Annotated in this window: 10 protein-coding genes; 4 read left to right on the plus strand and 6 right to left on the minus strand. The window is 34.3% G+C overall.

What is annotated here, in order from left to right:
- Positions 1 to 85: 85 nt before the first annotated feature.
- The 6 genes from STERM_RS20365 to STERM_RS20390 all read right to left on the minus strand — a co-directional run bounded on the left by STERM_RS20365 (position 86) and on the right by STERM_RS20390 (position 6,302).
- Positions 86 to 592 (minus strand): MgtC/SapB family protein, encoded by a 507-nt coding sequence (locus STERM_RS20365; RefSeq protein ID WP_012863511.1) that lies wholly within the window; start codon positions 590 to 592, stop codon positions 86 to 88.
- 13 nt (positions 593 to 605) lie between these two features.
- Positions 606 to 2,261 (minus strand): PTS transporter subunit EIIC, encoded by a 1,656-nt coding sequence (locus STERM_RS20370; protein WP_012863512.1) that lies wholly within the window; start codon positions 2,259 to 2,261, stop codon positions 606 to 608.
- Positions 2,261 to 3,643: a CehA/McbA family metallohydrolase gene (locus tag STERM_RS20375; protein ID WP_012863513.1), complete on the minus strand. Its 1,383-nt coding sequence runs from the start codon at positions 3,641 to 3,643 to the stop codon at positions 2,261 to 2,263. The genes STERM_RS20370 and STERM_RS20375 overlap by 1 nt, the downstream gene beginning before the upstream one ends.
- A 35-nt stretch (positions 3,644 to 3,678) precedes the next feature.
- Positions 3,679 to 5,061, minus strand: a complete 1,383-nt coding sequence (locus STERM_RS20380) for a family 4 glycosyl hydrolase (RefSeq protein WP_012863514.1) — start codon at positions 5,059 to 5,061, stop codon at positions 3,679 to 3,681.
- Positions 5,062 to 5,264: 203 nt separating this feature from the next.
- Positions 5,265 to 5,996: a MurR/RpiR family transcriptional regulator gene (locus tag STERM_RS20385; protein WP_012863515.1), complete on the minus strand. Its 732-nt coding sequence runs from the start codon at positions 5,994 to 5,996 to the stop codon at positions 5,265 to 5,267.
- Between the two features lie 18 nt (positions 5,997 to 6,014).
- The gene (locus STERM_RS20390) at positions 6,015 to 6,302 is read right to left on the minus strand and encodes a Dabb family protein (protein ID WP_012863516.1); all 288 of its coding nucleotides are present in this window, start codon (positions 6,300 to 6,302) and stop codon (positions 6,015 to 6,017) included.
- A gap of 281 nt (positions 6,303 to 6,583) precedes the next feature.
- Here STERM_RS20390 and STERM_RS20395 point away from each other — a divergent pair, with 281 nt between their 5' ends.
- The 4 genes from STERM_RS20395 to fdhF all read left to right on the plus strand — a co-directional run bounded on the left by STERM_RS20395 (position 6,584) and on the right by fdhF (position 12,615).
- Positions 6,584 to 8,053: a toxin-antitoxin system YwqK family antitoxin gene (locus tag STERM_RS20395; protein WP_147289503.1), complete on the plus strand. Its 1,470-nt coding sequence runs from the start codon at positions 6,584 to 6,586 to the stop codon at positions 8,051 to 8,053.
- Positions 8,054 to 8,235: 182 nt separating this feature from the next.
- The gene (locus STERM_RS20400) at positions 8,236 to 9,009 is read left to right on the plus strand and encodes a ParA family protein (RefSeq protein ID WP_012863518.1); all 774 of its coding nucleotides are present in this window, start codon (positions 8,236 to 8,238) and stop codon (positions 9,007 to 9,009) included.
- Position 9,010: 1 nt separating this feature from the next.
- Positions 9,011 to 9,574, plus strand: coding sequence for a hypothetical protein (locus STERM_RS20405; RefSeq protein WP_012863519.1), 564 nt, complete (start codon positions 9,011 to 9,013; stop codon positions 9,572 to 9,574).
- 335 nt (positions 9,575 to 9,909) lie between these two features.
- Positions 9,910 to 12,615: a formate dehydrogenase subunit alpha gene (fdhF, locus tag STERM_RS20410; protein WP_012863520.1), complete on the plus strand. Its 2,706-nt coding sequence runs from the start codon at positions 9,910 to 9,912 to the stop codon at positions 12,613 to 12,615.
- Positions 12,616 to 12,628 lie beyond the last annotated feature (13 nt).

Consider the following 12,628-nt stretch of genomic DNA (forward strand, 5'->3'; position numbering starts at 1 on the left):
TTTATAATGCTTTGTCAATTTTTTTACCTGACAAATCAAGAAAAAAACAGACCCTTTTAAAATAAAGTCTGTTTTTTCTATAAATCTATTTTTTTACAGAACGTATATAATTTCTTTTCCTAAAAATCCTGATTCTCCTCTTTTGATTTATATATTTTCTTTCAAATTTTGTCATTATCACAAGTATAAAAATAGCTAAAACTGATGATACCAAAGCTATTTCATAAAATCCAAGCCCTATGATAAGTCCGAGACATGCACTTACCCAAAGTGTAGCAGCAGTTGTTATTCCGCTTACTTTATCCTGATTTTGTATAATTGTTCCTGCCCCCAAAAATCCCACTCCTGATATTACCTGTGCTATTATTCTTCCGGTATCTATTTTTATTACTTCTCTCAATGCCGGCTCATTCATGGCAAGTTCAGTCATATTATCAAAAATCATAAGCTGCATGACAGAAACAAGACATGCTCCCATACAGACCATTGTATGAGTTATGAATCCTGCGGGTTTATTTCGTCTTTCCCTTTCGTATCCTATTATTGCCCCCACAAACACAGCAAGAAATATACGTAATATATAATTGTACATTTTACTGCTCCTTTTACATATCCATCACTTCATTTATATCTGTCATTATATTTGTAACTTTTGTTCCATATACAACCTGAATTGCATTTTCTCTACGTATTACTCCCAATGCCTGAAGCTGTTTCTTCCATACTTCATCTGATACTATTTTCGACGGATCCTTTACTGTAACTCTTAGTCTTGATATACAGTTTCCTATTTCGGATATATTTTCTTTTCCTCCAAGACCGTCAAGAATTCCCAGTGCCAGCTCCTGATCCTTATTTAAAGCTGTTTTTCCATTCCCTGATTCTGTATTGGTAAATATTTTCGGATTCTTCTGCTTATAGTCATCTTTTGTATAAAGTTTTACATCCTCGCTCTCATCCTCACGTCCCGGCGTTTTTATATTAAATTTCAAAATCAGATATTTGAAAATAAAATAGTAAACTCCGAAATATATCGGTGTCAGATATAATAACGGCCATATATAATTTTTCTGCGGCTGAAGAAACGAGATGAACATATCCTTTATACATGTTCCGTATACAGCTACTCCTGTCATTTCTCCCAGTACCACTGATAATCCTGATAACGGCACATGTACCAGAAAGAATAATGCAGGCGATACAAATAAGAATGTGAATTCTATAGGCTCTGTTACCCCGAAAAGAATCATTGTTATTACAGCAGGAATCAAAAGTCCTTTTACTTCCTTCTTTCTTTCAGGTTTAGCACACTGATACATAGCCAGAGCTGCTCCCGGCAGTCCACCCATCTGATAAAGTATTCTTCCAGCAGAGAAGTTTCTTACAAGAAGTTTTGGTACTGTCGGCGATGCAAGCTGTGCCAGAAATATATTTGTTGTTCCGGCATATGTCTGCCCGTCTATTAATGCAGTTCCTCCCAGCTCGGTATATCTTATAGGAACTGTAATCAAATGGTGAAGTCCCACAGATATCAGAGCCTTATCCAGTGCTCCCCAGACAAAGCTTCCTATTAGTCCGCTGTCTCTTATGAAAAATCCCAGATCTGTGAGCGAGTATCCCACAGGCTTCCATAAAAATGCCATTACTGCTCCCAGTACAGACATTATACTTAGCGTTATTATAGGCACTATTCTTGTTCCGGAAAAGAATGCCATCACAGGCGGAAGCTTCAGATTATAAAACTTATTATGTATTGCTGATGTTATCAATCCTACAAAAAGTCCTCCGAATATAGACATTTTATATGTAAATATTCCCAGTTCAGTAGTAAATAATGAGTTAAATCTGTAAGCATTAATATTATTCATTCCCTGTTCTTTCAAAAAATCCACTGTTACAGTATCTGCTGTCAGTCCCTGTATTTTTAATATCTGGCTGATTACAGTATGAAATGCCAGATATCCCATTGCTCCCGATAATGCAGCAAATCCCTGTTCTTTTTTGGCAAGTCCGAATGATGCTCCCAGACAGAAGAACAATGGAAGATATTTGAATACTACTTCTCCCGCCGCCTTCATTATCTGAAAGAAATATATTACCCCTGTCTGTTCATTGATTATACCTGATAAATTCAGTGCTTTTATTGTATCGCTGTTTGTAAAAGCTCCTCCAAGTCCCATAAAAAATGATGCAAATGTTATCGCAGCTATGGGAATCATCATTACTTTCCCAAAAGACTGCAGTTTCCCCATAATTTTCATTAAATAAAATCCTCCTTCTTTTCAGACAAATACTTTGACATTAATTCTTTCCAGGTCTGTTTATTTTGAAATTTTATGTTATTATAGACAGGATTAACATATACTGTTATTCTTCCGTCTTCTGTTCTGCAGCCTTCCACTCTGTAAAATTCTCCTTCTGAAATATCAAAATCAAATTCTGCTCTTTTGCCTGTTTTAGTTATTATTATCTTCCCGTTTTTTACCAGATTCCATTTTGTATTCTCTTCTGCTTCTGTTATAAATTTTACTCTTCCCGCTGTTTCATTTCCGGGGAGTATTTCTTTATCATTATTATATATCTTTATCCTTGTTCCCGGTTCTTTACTTATATACATATTTCCCTTTTTCATTGCAGATAAAAGATTCTTTACCGACAAGCCCTCTGAATAAATATATGTCAAAGGAATTCCTACTGTTTCGCTTCCATTTTTAAGCGGCTTATGAGAATCACTTCCCCCTGTTCCGAATATTTTCAATCCGTTTAACCACAGATAATCCAAAAATCTTACCGCTTCTCCGTTATAATCGATCTCCTCATAATAATACGGAGAATTCATTACCTCAAGCAGGTCTGCATTTTCCATATCTATATCATGTGTAAACGGCGTTTCAGGATGAAAAGGATGATTTATGGATACAAGCCCTCCCTGCATTTTTTCATATTTTAGTATTTCATCTATTATTTCTGCCTTTTTATCAAAGTCTGAGTCTCTGAAAAAAAGTGTATAATCTATAAAATCCTTCAAAGCAAATACATTTATATGTCCTGAATTATCAAATGTTATTTCTGTAGACGGTATTATGCAGGCTTCAGATTTATAAAACTGTGTAGGTACTATTGAATGATCCGTAAGAAACAAAAAATCAAATTCCTTCTGCTTTATAACATTAAAAATTGTTTCAAAGCTCTGTCTCCCGTCGGAATAATTACTGTGTACATGAAGGTCTCCCTCGTACCATTTTTTCTCCGATGAATATTTTTTATCAAAATCCGACTTCAAAAGTTCAAGATTATATCCTGTTTTCTCTGTTTTAACATCAGTTTCTACTTCAAAAGCAAATTCTCCCTTTATATCATAGGGCTTTATCACTGTAAACTCCCAGATTCCGCCGGGAAATTCTCCGCAGACAGTTCCGTTTGACGTGTCTTCCTTCCCGGCAGAAATTATATATTCCTTTATTCTGGTTTTATAAGTGAGAAGTGCCCTGATTTTTTTATCCGGATCCTTTACAATGAGAAAAAAGTGTTCAAATACTTCCGAATCAAGTTTTATAAATATATTTTCCCTGATATTTTCCAGTTTTATTTTATAACTGAAAATCTCTATCTTTGGTTCATTGAAAATACCGCTTATTTTCATGTTTAACCTCTCTTTGTAAACTTACTCCAAACTCTTTATTTCCATTCCCCGATATATTCCTTGTGTGCCTCAAGATATTCATCAGCCAGCTTTTTAGCCAGCGAATAAGAATTTACCAACGGATGCACTGTTAAGGCCTTTATTGCTTTTTCCCTGCTTTTTTCAAATACCGCCTCTACAGTAAGTCTTTCATAAAGCTTTATACTTTGTATAAGATTTCTCTGCATTTTTCCTATTCCGGGTACTTTTATAGGATTTATCTGATTATCCTCAAATATACATGTTATTTCTACTACATCATCATCTTCCAGAAAATCAACTGCTCCTTTATTCGGTACAGATACTACCATCTCTTTTCTCTTTCCTTCACGGAATCCTTGAATAATATCTAGTGCTACACCTGCATATCCTCCGCTGTCAGGTTTTGCAAGATATTCCTCCAGTGTTTCCGGTTCTTTTTTATGAAGCTTTTCTGTTTTTGACTCTATTTCCATATAGCTGTTCTCTCTTTTCATATAGTTTCTCATATATATTTCAAAAGCTTTATCGGTATCCTTGTCTATATCAACCTCTTTCAGCTCCTTTGTCATCTGTTTATTTATTTCAAGAATTGTTTCTCCTCTTGTTTTTTCAGAGTTTATTATTGCTTTTTCAGCTCTTTCTCTATAGTAAAAATAATACAGATATTCATTCAGAAGCAGATTTCCCGAAATCTTTACTAGCTCCGGATCAAAGAACTTCATCTCTGTTTCGGTATACAGTTCTTTTTTAGCAAGAAGCTCCTCCATCGCATCTTTACCATTTACCTTTATATTTCTGAACCACGAAAGATGATTCAGTCCGAAACACTCCGCCGAAACTTCCTCCAACGGTTTTTCCAGTACTTTTGCCACCTGTTTTATAAATTCACTCGGAGCATCACATATACCGTATACATTTTTGAAACCGCTCAGATGAATTGCCTGAGTTACTATTCCTGAAGGATTCGTGAAATTAAACAGCATTGCACCTTCAGCAGAATACTGCTCTATCATTTTACAGTATTCCAGTATTTTTGGAATAGATCTGAGAGACATTGCAAAACCGCCTGCACCTGTCGTTTCCTGTCCGAGTATACCGTTATTCAGTGCTATTCTCTCATCCAATACTCTTGCCTTATCTTCTCCCACTCTTATTGTAGTAATTATGAAATTTGCATCCTTTAATGCCGCTACAGGATCTGAAGTAAGCCAGAACTTTATTCCGGGATTTATTTTTTCTGCTATTTTTTCTGCTATTTTCCCGTAAATATTCAGTTTTTCTTCATTTGAGTCCATAAATACTATTTCAGTAAGTCCGACTCTTTCTGCATTGCTGATCAGAGATTTTGCCAAAAACGGTGATCTGACCCCGCCTCCTCCTAATACTGTTATTTTCATTTTTTTCCTCCTTTGTTCTGTTTTTCCAGATATACATTTAATATACCCTGACTTTCTCTTTTGAAAAGTACTGTATTTTTTTCTCTTCTTCTCTGCATAGCAAAAACATTGAAATAAACACTTTTATAAATGTAAAATAAAAAACGTGTTGAAACAGATTGTCAACACGTTCTCATTTTGATCTTTTCATTAAATATAGCTTTCTAATCTATACCATATTTTTCGAAATACCTTCTTATCAGCTCTTCAAATCCTATTATGCATAATCCGATAAACGGATTAGGATAATATACATCATCGTCCAATGTATGAGGGTCATTATATGTAAATGAAATATCAGACAGTTTCGCAAGATGGCTTGCAGCATTACCGGTAAAACTGCATACTGTTATATTTTCTTCTTTTGCCTGTTTTGCCAGCTTTATGCAGTGCTTTGTTTCTCCTGATTTTGATACTATCAGCAGGAGGTCAAATTTCATAGCCGACTTTTCGCACAAAATATCAAAATCAATCCCGTGGAGCAGATAAACTATCTTTCCAAGGGTCAAAAGCTTTCTGTACATATATGACGAGGCTATTTCGGAAAAGCCCTCACCGTAAGTCATTATTTTTCCTCTGTGAATGCGCTTTAAAAACTGGTCTATTTCAGACTTATTTCTTGTATTAAAAGTAATTTTGTCAAAAAAAGATATATTTATTTTTTCTGATTTTTTTGCTGTCATTTTCTTTTTCAAATCATAAATCAATTCCACAAAACCGCTGTATCCTAATTTTTTTGAAAGCCTCATTATAGATGAAGTGGAAGAAAAGCTGTTTTTGGCAACACCCCTTACTCCTTCTTCAAGGCAGGTATCTATATTTTTTGTAATATAATCCAAAATTATTTTATCGTTACTGGTTAGCTTTATCCCCTTAAAAGTTCTTTCAATGTTCATTCTCATACCTCACAGAGTTTATTTCTCGAAATCTACGACCTTTGTATGGTCGCAGTATACTTTGACATAATTATTTATCACTTCCAGATGATCTTTATTTATCGCATATGACTCTAAATCCTCTTTTGTATCAAAAGCAGAGTACAAAGCAAGATCATAAGAACGGTCTTCCCTGCTGAAATCCTCGCCTACCTGAAATTCTCTTATTTCTTTTATTTTATCCTTTAAGGCTGCTATATTCTCTTTTAATTCTTTTATTCCCACAGGATAATTTTTTAGTTTAAAAAATACAATATGGACTATCATTTTTTCCTCCCGGATTTTTTCATTTATATTCTTTTCTTTTTTATGAATATGCTTAAGCTGTATATGTTTTTTATTTCTTTAATATTATAACATATTATTTGTTTTTTTCTTAACCCGGCTTGAAATTATGCAAAAAAGATTATAGAATAGTAGTAGTAACAAATTTGGAGTTTTTGAAAGGAGGTTATTTCTTGGATTTTTTATTTTTTATTCAGATTATATTTATTTTTATTAGTATAACTCTGATCTTTTTATTATTTCTTTTCCTGCTTTTTTATTTTATGAGTATTATCGGGGATTTTATCTTTGATAAAAGAGATTTTTACATTCTTGAAAAATTTTCTTTCATAAAAAAGCACCTGATAAAAAAAAGAAAGACATATCATGATAACGGCAGCCTAAAATCTGAAATAACTTATTATCTTAATACTCCTCACGGACTTGCCGTGCATTATTATGATAATGGTCAGGTATTTGGGAAGTGTCGCTATATAAAAGGTGAAAAAAACGGAATGTGGATAAGCTGGTACAGCGACGGTACAATAAAAGAAAACGGTTTTTGGAAATATAATAAAAAAGATGGCGAATGGCTTGGTTATTTTGAAAACGGTCAGCCGGAATATAGTATTTTCTGGAATAACGGCATTAAGCACGGTTCATATATGACCTTTTACCGAGACAATCAATTAAAATCAGCAGGTACGTTTATTCATGAAAAGAAAGATGATATCTGGTTTTTTTACTATAAAAACGGAAATAAAATGAGAATAGAAAGCTGGAAATACGGTATTCCCGAAGGTGAATGGAAATATTTTTACGAAAATGAAAATAAAAAAGCTTCCGGATATATATCAAAAGGGAACAGGACAGGATATTGGAAGTATTATTTTGAAAATGAAGCTATCTCCTCTGAAGGAAACTGGAATGATGATACTCTGAACGGACTGTGGCTTTATTACTATGAAAATGGCCGGATCAAGGAAAAAGGATACTGGCTTAACGATTATCAGCATGGATTCTGGGAATATTTTTATGAAAACGGCTCACAGGAAACTGCCGGATATTGGAATTATGGAAGAAAAAACTATCTTTGGAGATATTTTTATGAAAATGGCGGTATAAAAGAATACGGTAACTGGACAGATAATAATCAGACAGGTCTGTGGAAGTATTTTCATGAAAACGGACAGCTTTCATCAATAGGGAAATGGTCTGACAGTATGAAAACAGGAGAATGGAAATACTTTCACGAAAACGGCAGAATAAAATCCAAAGGTCGCTGGGTGAATGATAAACAATATGGTATATGGAAGTTTTATATTCCTGAAGGAAAATTAAAAAATAAAGGACTTTGGAGAAAAGACCTGCCTGACGGAGAATGGATAAACTATCATGAAAACGGCAAAAAAAGTGAACAGGGATTTTTTTCACAGGGAAAGAAAAATGGAATCTGGCGTTATTTTTCCGACAATGGCAGGCTTATGATAAAAGGCTGCTGGCTGGATGATCTTCAGAACGGAGAATGGAAATATTATTTTGAAAATGGAATTCCTGCTTCTCTTGGAGAATTCAAGGAGGGCAGCCAAAACGGAGAATGGAAGTACTTCCATGAAAACGGAAATTTGAAGTCCGTCGGTCTATGGAATAACGGTATAAAAAATGATGAATGGATTTATTTTGATGAAAATAACAAATTTGAAAATATAGAATATTTTGATAATACTGGTGATAATCTTCATTTTATCAATTAGCAGCTTTTCTGTATTATTATATAAAAAACGGATTATTCTTATTTTTCCGGTTTCCCGCCGGCAAACAGAATTTTTCCGTTTTTTATTTGCAGAATCTGAGGAAACATTATTTTTTTTATCTGTTGTAGAAATATATACTTTATGGTATATTTATATTAAATATAAAGAAAAAAGGAGAAACTATGAAAATACTCACTTTCGCAAATCCAAAAGGAGGTGCGGGTAAAACTGTTTCCAGTATAAATTTCGCATATGCGCTGTCACGTCTGGGATACAAAACTCTTCTTATAGATACGGATCCTCGTGGCGGAGTTTCTATCTGCCTCGGTATGGAAAATGAAAATACTCTTTTTGATCTTATCAAAGAGTATAATGAGGGTTTTGTAGAAGATGTGGAAAAATATATAAATCATAAAAACGGTGTGGATGTAGTTATTTCTGATTATGAAATTGCTAAATTCGACTCTTATTTTGATGCTGATACTGTTTCTGCCACTTTTATAATGAAAAATCTTGTTTCCGAATTTTTCAAAGAATATGATTTTATCGTTATAGATACGGAAGGAACTGTAAATTCACTTACAGCATCTATTTTATATGCTACACAGGATATTTTTATCCCTACACAGGCGAGTAATCTGGATCTTACAGGTGTCCGTGATATTCTCGGTCTTAGTAAAAATATTTCGAGACAGAATGCAGAACTAAAAATAAAAAAAGTTTTTCTTATAAGAGCTAAGATGAATACCATTGCATTTAAAGAATTTCAAAACAGTCTGGAGTCGTTCTTTGACGAACAGCAGTTTTCAAAAGTAGCCATCAGGGAAAATCAGGATATAATAAATGCCGTAAATTCACAGCTTGATATTTTCACTTACAGAAATTCTTCAAACGGTGCTATTGACTACAGAAACCTTGTTGACGAATATATAGAAGAGCTTCAGAAGGAGATATAAAATGGCAATAAAAGATATTTTAACTAAAAGTGTTAACTACGGAGGATTAGATCTTTATCAAAGTAATTTTGACTTTAATAAATTTGAAATACAGCCGAGTGACAGGGATCTGTTGCTGCAAAGCGAACAGATCATTTCTAATTCCCAAAGACAGATGATGAAAAATTTATACGAAATAGCCAAAAATTTATATGAATCACAGCAGATTCTTGCTAACTATCATTCAGGATCTTTTGTGGAATGGTTTGAAACAATCGGATTAAAAAAAGACTATGTTTACAGAATGATCGATAAATATAAGCTGGCTCAGGAAACCAACATAAGAAATGCCGTAAATCTTCCTGTAAGAGTAGTTCAAAATATAAAAAAAATGAATATTGATACCAGCCAAAAAATAGAAATCGTTAAAAGCGAAGATCCCAGAAAAAAAATAGCCGAGATTTCTCACAGTGAGAAATCAGAGCTCACAGAATTGGAAGTTCTAAAAATACAATTGCGTTATCATACAAGAAAAGTAAAAGAATTAAAAGTTAAAATTGCAATTTTGGAAGAAGAGAATATTTAAGATAATAACTTGAATATAATCAATTAAATACTGCCAAATATCCCGGCACCCCGCAAGGAAGAAAAAGACGGTATAAATTAAAAGACGGCAGTATTATCATAAGCAGCAAAATTCCGTTTACATCCATTTTGATATGGCTGCAGGACGGAATTTCTTTTTACCGGCTTTCTTCTTTTCATATCTATACTTACTATAAATTTAATATAATTAAAAAAAATAGATTGACAACATAAAATTTCAGGTTATAATTTAACGAGACGTTTTTTTATTCAATGAACAAAATTATCGTCAATGGTTGTTATTTGTTTTTTTATCTAAGGAGGACTGAAAATCTGATGGTCAATATTACCATTAATAATATTTCATACAAAACAGACAAAAGTAATACTATTCTGAAGGCTGCTTCTGAAAACGGAATAGAGATTCCGGTTTTTTGCAATGACAAAAGGCTGATTCCCGAAGCTTCCTGCAGAATCTGTCTTGTTGAAGTAGAAGGAGCGGGGAAACTTATTCCTGCCTGTTCTGCAAAAGTCTCTGACGGAATGCGTATATTTACGGAAAATGAAAGAGTAATAAATGCCAGAAAAAATATTCTGGACCTTATACTTGCAGATCATGATTTTGATTGTCCGAACTGTCCTAAAAACGGTGTATGCAGGCTACAGGAATATTGTCTGAAATATGATATAAAAAAGAGCAGTTATACAAGAAAAAGCAAAATCTTTGATATCGATACCAGCAATAATTTTTATTCTTTTAACCCAAACAGATGTATTCTTTGCAGAAAGTGTGTAAGAGTCTGCCGTGAATTACAGGGACGTGATGTTCTTACTGCTTCTGGAAGAGGAGTATTTACACATATAGAGCCTCCGTTTAACACCGGCCTTGGAAATTCCAGATGTGTTTCCTGCGGTAATTGTATTTCTGTCTGCCCTGTCGGCGCATTAGTTCCTAAAAGAAACATTCCTTTTGAAAATGATGAGATAAAGAAAACAAGAACTACATGTGTATACTGCGGTGTAGGATGTCAGATGAACCTTCTTACCAAGGGAGACAAAGTTGTCGGAACAGAGCCTCTTGACGTGGTTCCCAATAACGGACTTCTATGTGTCAAAGGTGCTTTTGCATATAATTTTGTTAACCATAAAGATCGTTTAAAAACTCCATTGATAAAAAAAGACGGTATTTTTGTAGAAAGCAGCTTCGATGAAGCAATTACCTTTATTGCAGAAAAACTTACAAATATTAAAAAAATTTATGGCAGAGAAAGTATCGCAGGACTGACTTCGGCAAGATGTACCAATGAAGAAAATTATCTCATGCAGAAATTTATGAGGGCTGTAATCGGTAATAATAATATCGACCATTGTGCCCGGCTCTGTCATGCCACTACTGTTTCAGGACTTGCAGAAACAGTGGGAAGCGGTGCAATGACAAACAGCATCTCGGAAATAGAAAAAGCTGATACTATATTTGTCATCGGGTCCAACACTACAGAAACTCATCCTGTTATCGGCACTTATATACAAAAAGCCAAAAGATCAGGAAAAAATCTTATTGTGGCTGATCCGAGAAAAATCGAGCTTGCCGAAAAAGCTGATATTTTTATGCAGCTGAAAGTGGGTACAAATATTGCTCTGTTAAATGGAATGATGAATGTCATCATAAGTGAAAATCTGCAAAACAAAGACTTTATAGAAGAAAGATGTGAAAATTACAGCGGACTGGTATCTGTGACAGAAATATACACACCCGAATATACTGAAAAGATAACTGGAGTTCCTGCAAAAGACATTATAAATGCGGCAAGACTTTATGCCGGATCAAAAAACTCCACAATAATTTTTTCAATGGGAATTACACAGCATACTACAGGAACTGAAAATGTTTTTTCTGTCTCGAATCTTGCAATGCTTTGTGGTATGATAGGAAGAGAAAATACAGGTATAAACCCTCTGCGGGGGCAGAATAATGTACAGGGTGCCTGTGATATGGGAGGACTTCCTAATGTTTACCCGGGATATCAAAACGTAGAAAATAATGAAAACAGAAGAAAATTTGAAAAAGCATGGAATTCTTCACTATCTGATAAAACAGGTCTTACTGCTTCAGAAATGATAGATTCAGCAGAAAAAAACCTTTTAAAGGCTCTGTATATTATCGGGGAAAATCCTGTGGTCTCGGAGCCTGACAGCAGCCATACGGAGAAAGCACTAAAAAATCTTGATTTTCTTATTGTTCAGGATATTTTCATGACTGAAACAGCAAAATTAGCGGATGTTATATTACCGGCATCCAGCTTCGCAGAAAAAAACGGTACTTTTACTAATACTGAAAGAAGAGTGCAATATGTGCAAAAAGCTATAGAGCCTGTTCGCGGAACTATGGAAGACTGGAAAATTCTTCTTCTTTTAATGAATAAAATGGGATACCGGCAAAATTTTTCTTCTACAGAAGAAATCATGGATGAAATCGCAGCACTCACTCCGCAATACGGCGGGATAACACATAAACGTATTTTGGAGCGAGGTCTTGGTCTTCAATGGCCGTGTCCTGAAAAAAATCATGAGGGAACTCCTTATCTGCATAAAAATACTTTTTCCAGAGGAAAAGGGAAATTTATTCCTGCAGCTCACAGATTTCCTGCAGAAGTGCCTGATAACGAATATCCTGTTATTCTCACTACAGGAAGAATTCTATATCAATATCATACTATGACAATGACTGGAAAAAACTCCGGATTAATGAAAACAGCCGGAGAAATTTACATGGAAATACACCCTGAGCTTGCTGAAAATCTTCTTCTGAAACAGGGAGAAACAGTAAAAGTCAGTTCAAGAAGAGGTTCCATCAAAGTAAAAGCAAAAATTACAAATAAAATTAATAAAAATACTATATTCATTCCTTTTCACTTTGCCGGCGGAGCTAATATTCTTACTAACAATGCTCTTGACCATTTTGCTAAGGAACCGGAACTAAAGGCCTGTACAGTAAAAATAGAAAAGCTGTATTTAGATGCGGACTGTACTGAGGCAAGGTGAAATTTCTGTTCCT

The organism is Sebaldella termitidis ATCC 33386 (assembly GCF_000024405.1).
In the GTDB taxonomy this organism is placed as follows: Bacteria; Fusobacteriota; Fusobacteriia; order Fusobacteriales; family Leptotrichiaceae; genus Sebaldella; species Sebaldella termitidis.

Excerpts from the sequence above, each read along its gene's own strand:
- STERM_RS20365 (WP_012863511.1), bottom strand. The coding sequence starts at position 592 with ATGTACAATTATATATTACGTATATTTCTTGCTGTGTTTGTGGGGGCA.
- STERM_RS20370 (WP_012863512.1), bottom strand. The coding sequence starts at position 2,261 with ATGAAAATTATGGGGAAACTGCAGTCTTTTGGGAAAGTAATGATGATT.
- STERM_RS20375 (WP_012863513.1), bottom strand. The coding sequence starts at position 3,643 with ATGAAAATAAGCGGTATTTTCAATGAACCAAAGATAGAGATTTTCAGT.
- STERM_RS20380 (WP_012863514.1), bottom strand. The coding sequence starts at position 5,061 with ATGAAAATAACAGTATTAGGAGGAGGCGGGGTCAGATCACCGTTTTTG.
- STERM_RS20385 (WP_012863515.1), bottom strand. The coding sequence starts at position 5,996 with ATGAACATTGAAAGAACTTTTAAGGGGATAAAGCTAACCAGTAACGAT.
- STERM_RS20390 (WP_012863516.1), bottom strand. The coding sequence starts at position 6,302 with ATGATAGTCCATATTGTATTTTTTAAACTAAAAAATTATCCTGTGGGA.
- STERM_RS20395 (WP_147289503.1), top strand. The coding sequence starts at position 6,584 with ATGAGTATTATCGGGGATTTTATCTTTGATAAAAGAGATTTTTACATT.
- STERM_RS20400 (WP_012863518.1), top strand. The coding sequence starts at position 8,236 with ATGAAAATACTCACTTTCGCAAATCCAAAAGGAGGTGCGGGTAAAACT.
- STERM_RS20405 (WP_012863519.1), top strand. The coding sequence starts at position 9,011 with ATGGCAATAAAAGATATTTTAACTAAAAGTGTTAACTACGGAGGATTA.
- fdhF (WP_012863520.1), top strand. The coding sequence starts at position 9,910 with ATGGTCAATATTACCATTAATAATATTTCATACAAAACAGACAAAAGT.